This window comes from Ruegeria sp. BHSA123, assembly GCF_059613425.1.
Genome location: NZ_JBXWSL010000033.1, coordinates 17,604 through 32,752 on the forward strand (window position 1 = coordinate 17,604; position 15,149 = coordinate 32,752).

15 protein-coding genes are annotated in these 15,149 nt (G+C 58.0%); 3 read left to right on the forward strand and 12 right to left on the reverse strand.

Features of this window, described 5'->3' with window-relative positions; genetic code table 11:
* Nucleotides 1-21 precede the first annotated feature (21 nt).
* From AC2FNC_RS14720 to AC2FNC_RS14770, 11 genes are all read right to left on the reverse strand, one after another.
* Nucleotides 22-2,475, reverse strand: coding sequence for a GcvT family protein (locus tag AC2FNC_RS14720; protein ID WP_496715717.1), 2,454 nt, complete (start codon nt 2,473-2,475; stop codon nt 22-24).
* Nucleotides 2,476-2,564: 89 nt separating this feature from the next.
* Entirely contained in the window at nt 2,565-3,539 is a 975-nt protein-coding gene (locus tag AC2FNC_RS14725) for a GlxA family transcriptional regulator (RefSeq protein WP_480555049.1), read from the reverse strand.
* Nucleotides 3,540-3,549: 10 nt separating this feature from the next.
* Nucleotides 3,550-4,443, reverse strand: coding sequence for a homocysteine S-methyltransferase family protein (locus AC2FNC_RS14730; RefSeq protein WP_480622525.1), 894 nt, complete (start codon nt 4,441-4,443; stop codon nt 3,550-3,552).
* Between the two features lie 11 nt (nt 4,444-4,454).
* Nucleotides 4,455-5,489 carry an alcohol dehydrogenase catalytic domain-containing protein gene (locus tag AC2FNC_RS14735; protein ID WP_480622695.1) on the reverse strand — a complete coding sequence of 345 codons (1,035 nt, stop codon included), beginning with the start codon at nt 5,487-5,489 and terminating at the stop codon, nt 4,455-4,457.
* A gap of 14 nt (nt 5,490-5,503) precedes the next feature.
* A complete protein-coding gene (locus tag AC2FNC_RS14740) occupies nt 5,504-7,951 on the reverse strand; it encodes a GcvT family protein (RefSeq protein ID WP_496715719.1) in 2,448 nt (815 codons plus the stop codon).
* A 15-nt stretch (nt 7,952-7,966) separates the two neighbouring features.
* Nucleotides 7,967-8,347, reverse strand: a complete 381-nt coding sequence (locus AC2FNC_RS14745; RefSeq protein WP_480474125.1) for a GFA family protein — start codon at nt 8,345-8,347, stop codon at nt 7,967-7,969.
* A gap of 4 nt (nt 8,348-8,351) precedes the next feature.
* Nucleotides 8,352-8,975: a LysE family translocator gene (locus tag AC2FNC_RS14750; RefSeq protein ID WP_496715720.1), complete on the reverse strand. Its 624-nt coding sequence runs from the start codon at nt 8,973-8,975 to the stop codon at nt 8,352-8,354.
* Nucleotides 8,975-9,544, reverse strand: a complete 570-nt coding sequence (locus tag AC2FNC_RS14755) for a helix-turn-helix domain-containing protein (protein WP_480474127.1) — start codon at nt 9,542-9,544, stop codon at nt 8,975-8,977. The genes AC2FNC_RS14750 and AC2FNC_RS14755 overlap by 1 nt, the downstream gene beginning before the upstream one ends.
* A 125-nt stretch (nt 9,545-9,669) precedes the next feature.
* Nucleotides 9,670-10,188 carry a GNAT family N-acetyltransferase gene (locus tag AC2FNC_RS14760; RefSeq protein WP_480555044.1) on the reverse strand — a complete coding sequence of 173 codons (519 nt, stop codon included), beginning with the start codon at nt 10,186-10,188 and terminating at the stop codon, nt 9,670-9,672.
* A 100-nt stretch (nt 10,189-10,288) separates the two neighbouring features.
* Entirely contained in the window at nt 10,289-10,744 is a 456-nt protein-coding gene (locus AC2FNC_RS14765; RefSeq protein ID WP_496715722.1) for a GAF domain-containing protein, read from the reverse strand.
* A gap of 76 nt (nt 10,745-10,820) precedes the next feature.
* Nucleotides 10,821-11,993 (reverse strand): thiolase family protein, encoded by a 1,173-nt coding sequence (locus tag AC2FNC_RS14770; protein WP_496715723.1) that lies wholly within the window; start codon nt 11,991-11,993, stop codon nt 10,821-10,823.
* Nucleotides 11,994-12,095: 102 nt separating this feature from the next.
* Between AC2FNC_RS14770 and AC2FNC_RS14775 the strand changes: the two genes are divergently transcribed.
* The 3 genes from AC2FNC_RS14775 (at nt 12,096) to AC2FNC_RS14785 (ending at nt 14,700) form a co-directional block, all read left to right on the forward strand.
* Nucleotides 12,096-12,434, forward strand: a complete 339-nt coding sequence (locus tag AC2FNC_RS14775) for an STAS domain-containing protein (protein WP_480555039.1) — start codon at nt 12,096-12,098, stop codon at nt 12,432-12,434.
* A gap of 21 nt (nt 12,435-12,455) precedes the next feature.
* Nucleotides 12,456-12,905, forward strand: a complete 450-nt coding sequence (locus AC2FNC_RS14780; RefSeq protein ID WP_480555038.1) for an ATP-binding protein — start codon at nt 12,456-12,458, stop codon at nt 12,903-12,905.
* Nucleotides 12,906-13,122: 217 nt separating this feature from the next.
* Nucleotides 13,123-14,700, forward strand: a complete 1,578-nt coding sequence (locus AC2FNC_RS14785) for a gamma-glutamyltransferase family protein (protein WP_496715725.1) — start codon at nt 13,123-13,125, stop codon at nt 14,698-14,700.
* Nucleotides 14,701-14,735: 35 nt separating this feature from the next.
* On the opposite strand, the gene hspQ is transcribed toward AC2FNC_RS14785, so the two are convergent.
* Entirely contained in the window at nt 14,736-15,062 is a 327-nt protein-coding gene (gene hspQ / locus AC2FNC_RS14790) for a heat shock protein HspQ (protein ID WP_209504966.1), read from the reverse strand.
* Between the last annotated feature and the right edge of the window lie 87 nt (nt 15,063-15,149).

Here is a 15,149-nt window from a genome sequence, read left to right on the forward strand (position 1 = left end):
CAGAGCCCCCAGCCCTGTCTGTCAGACCTTCACCCGTTCGGATTTCGGGTCATACATCGGTTTAAGCGATGCTTCGGCTTTGACCTTCACGCCGCAAACATCGATCTCATAGGTTGAACCCAGAACGTCTGCGGCCTTTTCACCTTCGCACGGTACATAGCCCATTCCGATGGCACCGCCGAGGCTGTGACCGTAGTTGCCGGAACTCAGGTAGCCGACATATTCGCCATCACGCACGATCGGCTCGTTGTGGAACAACAACGGTTCAGGGTCGGTCAGACGGAACTGTACCAGACGGCTTTTGGGGCCGCTTTCTTTTCGTGCAATCACCGCCTCACGCCCGATAAAATCACAACCTTTGTCCACCTTGACGGCAAAGCCAAGACCAGCATCAACCACGTGATCCTCACAGGTGATATCATGGCCGAAATGGCGGAATCCCTTTTCGATCCGGCAGCTGTCCATCATGTGCATACCACACAGCTTCAGCCCCATGTCCTGACCGGCCTCATGCAGCGTCTCGAAGACGTGGCCCGCCATGTCCGAGGAAACATAGATTTCCCACCCAAGCTCACCCACATAGGTCACACGATGAGCGCGGGCGAGGCCCATGCCGATCTCAATTTCCTGCGCGGTGCCAAAGGGGTTGTTCGCGTTTGTGAAATCGTTGGGCGAGACTTTTTCCAGCAGAGCCCGAGCGTTTGGCCCCATGACAGCGAGAACGCCTTCACCCGCTGTGACATCCGTAATGACCACGTTGAAATTCCCGACATGGCGCATCATCCATGTCTGATCCGCCAAGCGCGTGGCTGCGGGGGTCACGACCAGATAGGTAGTTTCGGTCAGGCGGGTCACGGTGACGTCCGCTTCGATCCCGCCCGTGCGGTTCAAAAACTGCGTATAGACGATCTTGCCGACAGGGACCGAGTAGTCTCCCCCGCCGATGTAGTTCATGAACTTTTCAGCGTCAGGGCCTTCCACGCGAATCTTGCCGAAGGAAGACATGTCATACATGCCCACATTCTCGCGCACGGCTCTGTGCTCGGCAGCGGAATTCTCGAACCAGTTCTGGCGTTTCCAGCTGTACCGGTATTCGCGCTCCTGCCCTTCATTCGCGTACCAATTGGCGCGTTCCCAACCTGCGAGTTCGCCAAAAACGGCGCCTTGTTCTTTCAGGTGATGGTGGAACGGGGTTCGGCGCACACCACGCGCGGTGGCTTTCTGGCGATAGGGATAGTGATCGGCGTAGAGCAGTCCCAACGTTTCCTTTGAGCGTTCAAAAAGGTACTTCTTATTGCCCTGAAACGGCTGCATCCGACCGATATCCACGTCGCCCAGATCAAAGGGCTTTTCACCGGTATCCATCCACTCGGCCAGCGACATGCCCGCGCCACCGGCGGACTGGATACCGATCGAGTTGAACCCGGCCGCGACCCAGACATTGTCCATCTCGGGTGCCAGACCCAGGTGATAGGCGTCGTCGGGAGTAAAGGATTCAGGGCCGTTGAAGAAGGTGTGAATACCCGCCTCGGACAGCATTGGCATCCGGTTGCAGGCCGCTTCGAGGATCGGTTCGAAGTGGTCGAAATCCTCGGGCAGTTGGTCGAACTCGAAGCTGTCTGGAATACCGTTCATGGCCCAGGGTTTGGCATTGGGCTCGAATGCGCCCAGCATCATTTTGCCTGCATCTTCCTTGTAGTAGGCGCATTCATCTGGCACCCGCAGAACCGGCATCTGGCTCAACCCTTCAATGGGTTCAGAGACGATGTAGAAATGTTCGCAGGCATGCAGCGGCACATTCACACCGGCCATCTTGCCTATCTCGCGCCCCCACATTCCCGCGCAATTAACAACCATATCGCAGGCGATATGCCCTTGGGACTGCCCGTCATCACTGACCCAGTCGACACCGGTTGCACGCCGTCCGTGCCGGGAAATCCCGGTCACCTTCACCCGTTCCTTGATCATCCCACCGCGTTGACGCGCACCCTTGGCCAACGCCAAGGCAATATTAGCAGGATCCGCCTGGCCATCGGTTGGCAACCAGACGCCACCTGCCACACCGTCGAGGTTGATATGCTCATATCGCTCTTTGACTTCGGTCGGTGACAGCTCTTCGACCGGCACGCCAAAGGCGCGGGCCATTGCCGCATTTCGGTGTAGCTCTTCCAACCGCTCACTGGTCAGGGCGACCGAAACGGACCCGACCTGACGCAGGCCGGTGGCGACACCGGTCTCTTCCTCAAGGCCCAGATAAAGCTCGGCGGAATAGCGCGCCAGTTTGGTCATGTTGGAAGAGGCGCGCAGTTGCCCGATCAGGCCCGCCGCGTGCCAGGTGGTGCCGCTGGTCAGTTGCTTGCGCTCTAGAAGAACAACATCAGTCCAGCCCTTCTTGGTCAGATGATACGCGACCGAACATCCGATGACGCCGCCACCGATGATGACCACTCGGGCCTTGCTGGGAAGATCAACCATCCTGAAATCTCCGCTGTGTCAGGTTTGGCGTAAGCTGCCACGGAAGATCGACAACAAATGCACCAAAAACGTCACAAGATCAGCAGTTTTCACCGATGTGTCGCGGCCCGCTTTTCACGTCGAACGACAAAAGGCGTGACCCCGAAGAAGCTTTTGTAAACAGACGAAAACCCGTTCGGAAAACCACAGGCCAACCCGATTTCGCGAACGCTCATAGTGGTGTTCAGAAGCAGGTTATTGGCCTTGGCCAGCCGCATTTCACGATAGAATCCGTTGGGCGTGGTGCCAAAGAAGGTTTTGAACTTACGCTCAAGCGAGCGGTTCGACAGTTGCAGCGAATCGACGATCTGATTGATCGGCAGAGGGTCTTCGATATTGGCCTGCATGAGCTTGATGCACTGATCCAGCTTCACATCTCCGGTCGCCGTCAACTTTACACCAGAGAATGGCTGCATCGAGGCGAAATCCCGGATGTTTTCATGCAACATGATGTCCGCCACGGTCATTTTTGCGGGCCCCGAGATATGACGGCCGATCACTGCCAGCGCGATATCTGTTGTCGCCTCCATTCCGGCACAGGTCACAACGGCGCCCTGTTCGGTTGCAATCGACAGTTTGGCTTCAAACCGGGCCCCGCGTTCCCGCAGGAACGAGGCATTCTCCCAGTGGGTTGCCAAGTCGTCTGTACCCTGTTCGTCGATATACCGGCTGGCGGCTTCCGCCAGCAGAAACACCTTGGCATCCCGGAAGGTGTAATCCGACACCACCCGCCCCAAAGACAAGTCCGGGTGATCCGGGTCAGAATTGCCAATCACAAAAAGATAATTCGCCTTGGGCTGCGCCTGCACGCGTTCCGTTTGCACCACCGCGTCGCTGCTGCTGGAGATCGGGCCACCTTTGAGCGACCGATAGGCAAAAGTGAACGGCGGCTTCGGACACACACGATTTGCCAGCCTGAGAACCTCGACCAATGAGGCCAGTTCAAGCAGCACAAATCCGGGTGCGACCAAAATATCGAAATGTTGCTGTATCGCCTGCGGTGATTCAGAAGCAAATTTCCTCATCGCTGTCACCTTAGACGATCTCATGCCCGGCAGTACGCAACCGCTTGGCCAGCGCTTCGATGTGGTCCGGGCCGATCTCGCAGCATCCACCGACAATCGTGGCCCCCTGATCGACCCAACGCATGACGTGATCCGCATAGGCATCGGGACCAAGATCATGGCGTTGATCCAACGCATCCACTGTCGGCGCGTCCATTAGAAACTCATCCGAAATATGTGTAAAGCCGTTGGCATAGGCACCATAAGGCTTGTTCATGCCGGACAGGATGTCCAGAGCAGCTGGGATCGCTTCGGGGCGCGAACAATTGATCAGCAGCGCATCAGGTGAAAACTCTGCAACCAAGGGCGCGACATCCCTGAGCGGTTCGCCGGACCTGAGGCGGCTGCCATCTTCGTCATTGACCGTGAATGACAGCCAGACTGGTTTGCCACATCCGGTCGTTCCGCGCAGCGCACCCTCGGCCTCCTGCACCGAAGATACTGTCTCGATCAGAAACAGATCGACGCGCGCAGCCATCAAAGCCACAAGTTCAGCAAACTTTCCCGCCGCATCTGCCGGGTCGGGATTCAGGTCGGGTCGGTAAGATGCAAGAAGCGGCCCCAGAGACCCCGCAATCCGCCCCCCGGTCGAAGTACGAGCACGTTCGGCCTGTGTCAGGGCAGTGTCGATAAGGGCGGGCATCTGGTCCTCCATCCCCACTCGCACTAGGCGTGAACGGTGGACGGCATAGGTATTGGTGGTGGCAACCGTGGCACCACGACGGAAGTAGTCGCCATGCACCGCGCCGACCAGATCAGGGTGGTCGATCATCACACGTGTGGACCATAGTGGCGTCGCCCGGTCTCCGCTGCGTTTGACCAATTCCTGTCCAATTGAACCGTCCAACAGAGTGATCTTTGTCATGTCGTTGCTCCTTAAGGCAGCAGCACGAGTTTACCCGGAAGGGTCTTTGCCTGAAAATCAGCCTGTGCGCGGACGATATCCTTCAACGGGTAGGTTCGGGAAACCAGTGGCTTGATCCGTCCGGTATTCATCAACTCCACTAGGCGGCCAAAGACTTCGGGTGCCTGATGCGTGCAGCCGTGAATGGTGATGTCGCGCAAATAGATGTCCCGCAGATCAGCCTCGACAATCGGGCCGGCGATTGCCCCAGAAACGGCGTAGTGCCCGCCGGGCTTCAGGGCAAGGATCAGCGATGCCCATGCGGGCCCGCCAACAACATCTATAACCGCGTCGAACATATCCTGCGGCGGCAGCTCATCCCGGGCAAATGTGCCCAACGCCCCTTGGGATCTGACGACCTCTGCCTTCTCTGCAGCCGTCACACCCCAAACCGATGCTCCGCGCAGCGCCGCAAGCTGCACCGCCGCCAGACCGACGCCGCCTGACGCGCCAGTGATCAGAACTTTTTGCCCAGACGTCACGCCCGCGCGCGTCAGCAGGTTTTCGGCAGTACCAAAGGCGCAGGGGATGGCCGCAATTTCAACATCAGACAGGGGCGATGCACTTACGTCGTAAAGATCATTTGCTTCAACCAGACAGTATTGGGCAAAGGCCCCATCAATCTCTGACCCGAGCGCAATAAAGCCCTGAGGTTTGCCGGGGCGCGGACGTGGAAGGTTGATCGGGCACGTCACACGCTGGCCCTTTTTGAACCCCGTGTTTGGCCCGACTTCTTCAACGATCCCGCACAGATCGCCGCCCTGAATGCGGGGAAAGTTCAGTGCGCCGCCCCACCCTCCGGCTTCAATATCCTGATCGACGGCATCCGTCCCGCCGGTGACATCCGATGAATACCAGCCGACCCTTGTGTTGATATCCGTGTTATTGACCCCTGCCGCGGCGACCCGAACAAGCACCTGCCCCGGCCCAGGGGCCGGGACTGGGATATCGTCGCGCCATTCCAGCGCCTCTGTTCCGCCATGGCCGGTCAGATAGACGCCGGACATGGTCGCCAGACGCGTCACGCCCGCAACCGCTCGTTCTCGGGGTCCCAGAGCGGTTGATCCAGCTCTACCACGGCGCGGCATTTCTGACCGTAGATTTCGACCTCAAGCTCAGTTCCGGGATTGGCAAACTCGGCCCGGATCATGCCCAGCGCGATGGATTTGCCAACGCGGTAGCCCCATGCGCCGGATGTGGTTTCGCCGATGATCTCATCGCCTTGCCAGATACAGGACATATACGGCGCGTCGCAATCGCCTGCATCAACGGTCAGGGTGACGAAGGACTTTTTCACGCCTCGCTGCTTTTCGTCCAGGATTGCCGCCTTGCCCGGGAAGTCCTGTGGTTTGTCGAGCTTGACGAACCGTTCCAACCCGCCTTCAAGCAGGGAATAGTCGGTCGACAGATCGCCCTTCCAGGCGCGGTACCCTTTTTCGATCCGCAGCGAGTTCAGCGCATACATTCCAAACGGCTTGGCACCGGCATCGATGATCGCGTCGTAGATTGCAGGCATGTGTTCGTTCAGTGCATGCACCTCCCATCCCAGTTCACCGGCAAAGGAAACGCGGATCAGATAGGCGGGTTGGCCGGCGACGGTGGCGGACTGGTGGGTCAGCCATCCCGAAGTCAGATCGGCGTCGGTCATTGACGACAGGATCTCACGCGATTTCGGGCCAGTCACAATCAGCGTGTCGCGCGTGGTGGTGACATCTTCGATTGAGACCCCGGCAGGCATTGCCTTCATCAGGATATCACGATCATGCCATTGCGCAGTCGCCGCCGTGATCATGATGAACTCTTCTTCACCCAGCCGGATGCAGGACATTTCGGTCAGGATGCGGCCACGGTCGTCCGAGACATAGATGAGGTTCATCCGACCGACCTTTGGCAGCCCGCCGGTTGCAAGGCCGCGCAGAGCTTCGGCAGCGCCGTTACCCTTGACCATGAAGCGCGAGAAGCCCGGCAGGTCCAACACGCCACAATGATCGCGCACAGCTTCGCATTCTTCCTTGATCCGCTGTTCCCACGGACCGGACCGACCCCAGGTGTGGGTCGCCTCGAGCGAGGTGTCATCGCCGGGCTGGGCAAACCAGTTGGCGCGTTCCCAGCCGTTATAGGCGCCCATTACGCCACCCAGCGCCTTGACCCTGTCATGCACGGGTGACAGTTTCTTGTCGCGCGCGGCGGGCCATTCATGGTGCGGGAAGTGCATGGCATATTCGTTGCCATAGACTTCCATGCCTTTCTGGTTGCAATAATCCTGATCGGTGTAATCGGTATAGCGGCGCGGATCGACGGCCCACATATCCCATTCGGTCGCGCCATCAACGACCCATTCGGCCAGAACCTTGCCTGCGCCACCGCCCTGCGCGATGCCGAAGGTGAAAGTATGTGCCTCGAACGCGTTTTTCACACCGGGCATCGGGCCGATCAGCGGCAGCCCGTCAGGCGCATAGGGGATCGGCCCGTTGATAACGCGCCCAACACCCGAGGTTGCCATCAGCGGCACCCGTTCCATCGCATCGGTGACGATATCTTCGATGCGGTCCAGATCGTCATTCCACAGCTGAAAGCTGAAATCGTCAGGCATCGGATCGTCTTCGGTCATCCAGTGGCCCTTGCAGTTGGGCTCGTAAGGACCAAGGTTGAAGCCGTTCTTTTCCTGCCGCAGGTAGTAAGAGACATCCACATCACGCAGCAGCGGCAGCTTGGCACCGCTTTGCTTGGTCCATGCTTCGATCTCGGGGATTTCATCGGTCAGCAGGTACTGGTGGCTCATGACCATTGCCGGAACGGTGCGGCCACCGAAGGGCTTGAACCATTCGCCCACACGCTGCGCATAATACCCGGCTGCGTTCACAACATAGTCACAGGCTATATCGCCTTTGTCCGTGTGCACGGTCCAGGTGCCGTCGTCATGCTGTGTCACGCCAGTCGCCGGGCAGAAACGGATGATCTTCTGCCCCATATCGCGCGCGCCCTTGGCCAGCGCCTGCGTCAGCTGCGCCGGATCGATATCACCATCCGTCGGGTCGTAGAGAACTCCTTCAAGATCGTGCGTTTCCAGGAAGGGATAGCGCTCTTTCGCTTCTTCCGGAGTCCACATCTCCATGGGAATTCCCTGATACCGGCCCATCGCCATGGCGCGCTCGAACTCCTGCACACGTTCTTTCGAATGCGCCAGTCGGATCGAACCGGTCTGGTGGTAGTTCATCGGATAATCGACTTCCTCACCCAGACGCGCATACAGCTCGGTCGAATAGCGCTGCATGTTCATGATCGCCCATGAGGTCGAAAAGGTCGGAACGTTCCCTGCCGCATGCCAGGTCGACCCGGCAGTCAGCTCGTTCTTTTCCAGCAGAACACAATCGGTCCAGCCCTTCTTGGCCAGATGATATAGCGAGGAAGCCCCCACCACGCCACCGCCGATAATGACCACGCGGGCTTTTGTTGGAAAATCACTCATGCGTTTTGATCCTTGTTACTGTGCCTCTTGAGGCAGATCGTCCGTGATGTCGTAATAATCGCCCTTGTCAGCCACAAAGATGTGCTTTGAGAGCTTTAAACCCGTGGGAGCATCGAGTGCGCCCATAGAGATCGAAATCGTGTCCTCCTGGTTGTGTTGCCAGAAGAGAAACGAGCCACATTTGCTGCAGAACCCCCGTCGGGCGATGTCAGACGCGCGATACCAGCTTAGCGTGTCGCTGGCCGAGAAACTCAGGTTGTCCTGATGGGTTGAGGTCGAAGCCCAGAAATGGCCCGACTGTCTGCGGCACTGTCCGCAATGGCAGACCGAAGGCAGCGACAGGTCTCCGTCAATCGTGAACGCGACCGAGCCGCAAAGGCAGGATCCCTTGTGCATTTGACTACCCCCTTATTGCGGGTGTGGTGCTGGTTCCCAACAACACACCGTAGATGACAAAACAGACCGCCATGATCCGGCGCACCCAGATATTGAACACGGCGCTCAGCGCTGCCCTACCCATCAAGGCGCCCAGCGCCGTAAAGCCGGTGTAGCTGAGTGTGGTGATGATCAGCGCGGTAGGCATGATAACCCCCATCTGCTGCCAGACCGGGACCTCGGGCTGAACGAACTGCGAAAACGCGGCCAGGTATCCGGCGACGCTTTTGGGATTGATCGTTGCCACTGCCAGCGCGTGCAGATAGACATGTCGCGCCGGACGCTCGGAGGCTGGTGCGGGTTTTGTTGCATTCATCCATCCGCGAATGCCCAACCAGATCAAAAACCCCGCACCAATCAGCTTGGCGACAAAGAACCCGGTCGGCGATGCGGCGATCAGCGCCGTCACACCCAGCGCAGACAGGATCAGAAAGGCGCTGGCTTGCGTGAGAATTGCCAATACGCCCAGCATTGCCTTTGGGAACGGAAGGCTCATCCCGTTCGAGATGCAATTGACCGCATTTGGGCCCGGCGTGGTTACGAAAACCACCCAGAAAAACGCAAATATGGTCCAGGCTTCGAACGACATCAGTAGACCGGCGGGGCGATGACCCAGATGGCCGCAGCGGGCTCGTCGTAAGGGTTGGCCCATTGATAAGGTTCGTGTCGGATCCGAAAACTGTCACCTGGCCCAACCGTGAACGCGCGCGCCCCGATTGTCAGGTCCAACTTGCCCGAGATCATGTATCCGACTTCCTGTGTCGGACGATTGGCCGGTGTCTGCATCTGCGAGTTGGGTTTGAAGGTAGAATGTACCATTTCGAAATCATCGGTCAGATCCGGCGAGAGCAGTTCTTCGATCAACCCTTCCTCGCCCGACCCCATGGGCCGGCGCGAGCCGGCACGCACGACATATCCCTGCTCGTCCGCAGGTGCCGCCGAATGCGCAAACAACATCGACATGGGTACGCCAAGGCATTCGGCGATCTGCCTCAGGTCCGAGATCGACGGCTCAGACATGTCACGTTCGACCTGGCTGAGCCAGCCCACAGACCTGTCCAGCCGGGTTGCGATAGCACTCAGCGTCAATCCACGCGCCTTGCGCAGCGCGCGGATATCTGCACCAAGTGTTGCACTTTGCGGGGCCTGGCTGTTCAAGGGGGCTCCAACTCTCGTGAAAATTTGATCTCGTTTTTCACGATGACTCGATTCCGTGAAATTTCCAAGCATTTTTTCACGCAAGCCCGTATTCCGGATTGGCTATGCCCTGACGGTTCGGTCACTCAGCTGATATGGCAAACATATGTATCGGTGGTGGCAGAGGCGCGCTCGTGCCAAAGCGTGAAGCCTGTTTTTTGCAGAACGCGGGCTGAACCCGGATTGTCACGCCCGACCCCGGCAATGAGACGCACGGCAGGCCCAGGCGTCAATGCGTCCTGCAAGCCTTGCAACATCTCGGAGGCGTAGCCATTCCCCCAAGCGGATTCTGCAATCAGATAGCCAACGTGAAGGTTTGGAATTGAATCGGCCTCTGTACTCATGGCCAACACGAATAGGCCAATAAGGTGGTTACCGCGGTTATAGCGCGCAAGCAGAATATCGCTTTCAGCACGTCTGTCATCAATCCAGTTCGAAATATCCCGGCCCTGCAACTGCATCGACGGTGGCAGGTGTTTCAGGACCGCAGGGGTCAGAAGCGCGACAAGATCATCTTCAAGCCGAGCTCGCAATCGCGGATCGGTGAGTTCAACCTTCCAGTTGCGAACCGAAAGGCGCGGAGTTCGGAAATGGCCTGGAACCATGGTTAATCCAATACGTATCGGGCTTTCCGGTTTTATCAGGCCCCGAGCGAAATCGAAAAGAGGAAACCGGTAGACGCACCTTGTACGGACCGAGAATCAATCAGGCTTGTGCGAAGGTCTTTGACAGGATCGCGGACAGGTTATCCGCGTCTTCAGTTGAGAACGCATCGGGTTGATTGCTGTCGATGTCGAAAACTGCAATCAACTCGCCCGCTGCGTTCCGCACCGGCAGAACAAGTTCGGACCGGGTTGAACTGGCGCAAGCGATGTGACCCGGAAACGCGTCGACATCCGGCACCAGCTGCACTTCGCCAGTGCGCGCTACCGCCCCGCAGACGCCGCGCGCGAACGGGATGACCAGACAGCCATGCCCACCCTGGTACGGGCCGATTTTCAGCAAACCCGGTTCTGTCACCCGGTAAAACCCGGTCCAGTCGAAACGGTTGTCAGAATAATGGACCTCGCAAGCAACGGTGGCCATCAGGGCAACCTGATCGGTTTCGCCTTCGGTCAATGCTGCAATTGTACTGGCCAGCGTACTGTAATCGACGGTCATAGGTCCCGAACCCCTTGGAAAACCCCCGGGGGCGCTGCCCCCGAAACCCCCGGAGTAATTCGAAAAAGATGAAGGGTCAAATGCGTTCGATCGCGATAGCTGTTCCTTCACCGCCGCCGATGCAGATTGCAGCAACCCCCCGCTTGAGATTTCGTTTCTCGAGCGCGTTCAACAAGGTGACCATTATACGGGCGCCAGATGCTCCTATAGGATGGCCCAAGGCACAGGCACCGCCATTTACGTTCACCTTGTCGCGCGGCAATCCCATCTCGTGCATGAAAGCCATCGGCACAACTGCGAAGGCTTCATTGACCTCCCACAGGTCGACATCATCCTTGTTCCAACCGATGCGGGACAGGAGCTTTTGCGCCGCCGGAACCGGCGCAGTCGTGAAAAGTCCGGGTGCCTGCGCATGGCTGGCATGTCCCAGAATACGGGCCCGAACTGTCAGCCCTCGCGCTTCTGCCGTCTCAGCCGATGCCAGAACAAGCGCCGCCGCGCCGTCGGATATTGACGAGGAATTGGCGGCGGTCACTGTCCCGTCCTTGCGGAAAGCGGGATTCAGCGTCGGAATTTTCTCGGGACGGGCAGATTTGGGTTGCTCGTCAGCCACCTGTACAATCTCACCCTTTCGCGTGCGCACTGTGACGGGGACGATCTCGCCCGCGAAAGCACCGCTTTCTTGCGCGGAAAGTGCGTTGGACAAGGATTTCAAGGCATATTCATCCTGCGCTTCGCGGGTGAACTGATACGCCTCAGCGCAGTCTTCGGCAAAGGTTCCCATCAGGCGGCCCTTGTCATAGGCGTCTTCCAGCCCGTCAAGGAACATGTGGTCGATCACCTGACCATGACCGATGCGCGCACCGCCCCGCATTTTCGGCAGCAGGTAGGGCGCGTTGGTCATGCTCTCCATACCTCCGGCGACCATTGTATCCGCATAACCCAATGCGATCTGGTCGAAGGCCATCATCGCCGCCTTCATCCCGGAACCACACATCTTGTTCAGCGTGGTGGCGGGAACCTCCTCGCCCAAGCCCGCCGCGAAACCCGCCTGGCGCGCCGGAGCCTGCCCCTGACCTGCGGGCAGGACACATCCCATCAACACCTCGTCAACCGTCTGTGCCCCTGCCTGCTTTAACGCGGCACGAATCGCTGCGCCGCCAAGCTCGGATGCTGCGACACCGTCGAACATGCCCTGAAAACCACCCATTGGCGTTCTGGCAGCACCTGTAATAACAACATCTCTCATCCGGATAATCCTCCTGCCGTCCAGTCCTTGAATACCGAATGGTAAGAATTCGCGTCTAGCGTATTTCTACGACTCATTTTCAAATTGGAGGGCGGCCGGACCATGGGGCTGACCAGCACATCAGACGGTACGACACAGATTATCACCGTTCACTCTGACCGGATCGACGCTGCGATGGCCATTCAGTTCAAAGAAGACATGCGCGCAGAGACCGAGGCCTGCGCTGATCGGGTTATCCTTGACCTTTCAGGTGTCGAGTTCATCGATTCAAGCGGGCTGGGCGCAATCGTGGCCTCCATGAAACAACTGGGGCTGAACCGAAGGCTTGATCTGGCAGGCCCGCAGCCCGTGGTGGAAAAGGTCTTTCGCCTGACGCGCATGGATACCGTGTTCAGGTTGTTTGCGACACTGGATGACGCCCTGTCGAAACCGGACAGGTGACAAGAGCAGGAGTGCGACAAAATGGAGCCCATTTGTAACGCGACCTGCCTGGAAGTGAGCTTTCCCGCAGCGGAAACAGAAGCCAGCGCGGGGATTGCGAAACTCAGTGCCGGACTGGCGAAACGAGGGTTGCCGCCGCACAAGGCGGACGACGTCAAGATCGCACTGGCAGAAGCAATCAACAACGTTGTGGAACATGCTTATATGGACGTGGCCCCGGCCGGGGTTCAGGTCACATGCCGGTTGGACAGAAACCGCCTGGACATTCTGATCTCGGACACGGGCCATCCATTGCCCGGCTACGAACCACCAGACGGAACACCAGCACCACTGGGAACCCGCATTCAGGATCTGCCCGAAGGCGGGTTCGGCTGGTTCCTGATTCATCAACTTACCAGCGATATCTGTTATGAGCGTCGCGACGGGTGCAATCGGCTATCCTTGCGATTTAACTTTGACAAGAACGGGTAATCAGCCGCAATTGGCCACAATAACGCCATTTTCGAAACATTGTCGCGCCGCAAATCGCCGCCATACAGTGACTCGTAGCTCAGATAGCTTCCCTCGGCGCCAATTATCACAGCCCCCACCCAGTGAACGGCGCCGAGGATCTCCCCCCAACTTGAATTGACTGGACAACCGGCAATCAGAGAATAGCTTTCCCCTGTTTTAAGGAGAAAGAACCACCATGCGTGATCTGCACAAACCTGGCCGGTCGGAAGTTTTTGCAACGCGGGGGATGTGCGCAACGTCGCACCCGCTGGCCGCCAAGGTGGCAATCGATATTCTTGAGCGCGGCGGCAACGCCATGGACGCAGCGATTGCAGGTGCAGTTCTCCTTGGGATTTGCGAACCGCAGATGACCGGGTTGGGGGGCGATTGTTTCGTTTTGTTCAGCCGTGCGGGCGAAAACCGGATACGCGCATTGAACGGATCGGGTCGCGCGCCGGCCGCCGCGCGGGCGCAGCCCTTGCGAGACAAGGGTCTGTCATCTGTACTGTTGAACGGCCCGGACGCGGTGACTGTTCCCGGTGCCGTGGACGCCTTCTGTCACCTTGCAGAAACCGAAGGACGTTTGGGGCTGGGCGCGATTCTGGAACCCGCAATCCACTATGCCGATGCTGGCGTTCCGGTGGCCCCTCGGGTTGCATTTGACTGGAAAACAGGGGCGACCACATTACAGGGCGCTGCGCGTGATCATTATCTGGTCAATGGGCAAATACCCGCAATCGGGCAGATCTTTCGCGCCCCCGGTCAGGCTGAGGTCTTGCGCAGGATCGCCAGCCAGGGACGAGACGCTTTTTATTCAGGAGACATTGCCGAGGATATGATCCGGGCTCTGTCCGCACTCGGAGGTGTCCACACCGCCGAGGACTTCCACCGCACCAAGTGCACTGAAACGCAGCCCATGCGCGGGGCCTACAAGGGTGTTGATCTGGTCGAACACCCGCCGAACGGCCAAGGTGCAACCGCGATCCTGCTGCTGAACATTCTAAAACAGTTCGATCTGGCCAGTATGGATCCATTTGGAGCAGAACGGGTTCATATCGAGGCTGAAGCCACCAAGCTGGCTTATGACGCGCGCAACCGGTTTATTGCTGATCCCGATCATGTCGCGCGGGCCGAGCGGTTTCTTGATATGGATGTAGCAGTCAGGCTGGCGGCATTGATTGACCCAAAACGCGCAATGCCCGCAGCAGCACCTTTGACGGAAGCCATACACAAAGACACGGTCTATATCACAGTGGTCGACCGCGACCTTATGGCTGTGTCGCTGATCTACTCGATCTTTCATGGCTTTGGGTCAGGGATCGCGTCCGAGAGATACGGCATCTTGCTTCAGAACAGGGGCGCGGGGTTCACGCTTCAGCCGGGTCACCCCAATGAACTGGCTGGTGGCAAGCGCCCGATGCACACGATCATACCGGGGATGTTGACCGAGAATTACCGTGTCACGATGCCATTCGGCGTCATGGGCGGTGCTTATCAACCGACCGGGCACGCGCGTTTCGTTTCGAACCTTAGGGACTTTGGGCTGGAGCTACAGGAAAGCATCAACGCGCCGCGTGCCTTTTTTGATGGAAGTGTCCTGAAACTGGAGCGGGGCTATTCTGAAGAAGTGGCGAAACAATTGTCTGAAATCGGCCACAATATTGAAATTCCGGAAACTCCGCTTGGTGGAGCGCAAGCGATCCGAATCCGAAAAGACGGTGTTTTGGAAGGTGCCAGCGACCCGCGCAAGGATGGGTGCGCCCTTGGATACTGATCAGCGGCAGTACAATGCCGACCGGTTCGCCACACCTAGTTCAGGTGGAAATGCAGAGGGTAAGCACCGTCTTCGAATGGGCCGAACATGTTGGAGATATCCGGGTGTTCAACCGGCTCGCCGGAATAGTCTGCAACCAGATTTTGTTCTGAAACATAAGCAACATAGAAGGATTGGTCGTTCTCTGCCAACAGGTGGTAGAACGGCTGTTCTTTCCTTGGACGGCTGTCTTCCGGAATGGCCTGATACCATTCTTCTGTGTTCGAAAACTCTGGGTCCACGTCAAAAATCACCCCTCGAAAAGGGTGTTTCTTGTGACGGACCACCTGGCCCAATCCGTATTTCGCGCGTGTCTTTAACATTGTTTCAGCCCCCACCGCTTTTACTAACGGTTTTTGGCCCGAAATGCCAATCATTGATGTGAAATTCAGGGAAACAGTCTGTGAACC